The sequence below is a fragment of the Halorubrum sp. SP3 genome (genome assembly GCF_005435195.1).
Taxonomy (GTDB): Archaea; Halobacteriota; Halobacteria; order Halobacteriales; family Haloferacaceae; genus Halorubrum; species Halorubrum sodomense.
This window is the reverse complement of sequence record NZ_SGTU01000209.1, coordinates 264-695: the sequence shown is the minus strand read 5'-3', so window position 1 is coordinate 695 and position 432 is coordinate 264. Positions and strand designations below refer to the sequence as shown.

At 41.9% G+C, this 432-nt stretch carries 1 protein-coding gene; it reads right to left on the bottom strand.

Going from position 1 to position 432, the window contains the following annotated elements; genetic code table 11:
• Positions 1-432 (bottom strand): lipopolysaccharide biosynthesis protein (locus tag EXE42_RS16245; protein WP_158293758.1); only part of this gene is annotated, 432 nt, incomplete at both ends.

Genomic DNA, 432 nt, shown 5'->3' with positions numbered 1-432 from the left:
AAAATCAGAGCCATATAGTCTCAAAATACGATCTCCAAGTAAGATACCCCCAAAAAGCCCGGGGATAACAAAGAGACCCGTATACTGTAGGCTCTTCCCCAATAAGTTGGCAATCTCGGTGTAATCATCTTTGTTTTCAAGTTGACTAAATTCCGGAAATAGAGTAGTCTCAATCGCGGAACCCAAGATAGTTAGAAACGAAGCAATATTCCAAGCTATCGCGTAAACTCCGATCAAATTACTAGGCACAAATAGCCCTAAAATCAGTATATCAGCGTAGTTGTTTGTCTTCGACTTTAATGATCCTAGCCATGAATATTTCGCAAACGAGTAGATACTCACTAGTCTCTCTCGCGTGTTTACCTGAGATGGTGACGGGAGATCTTCAACTTTGACCACGAGATAGACAAATCCGACGACAGCTACAGCTAG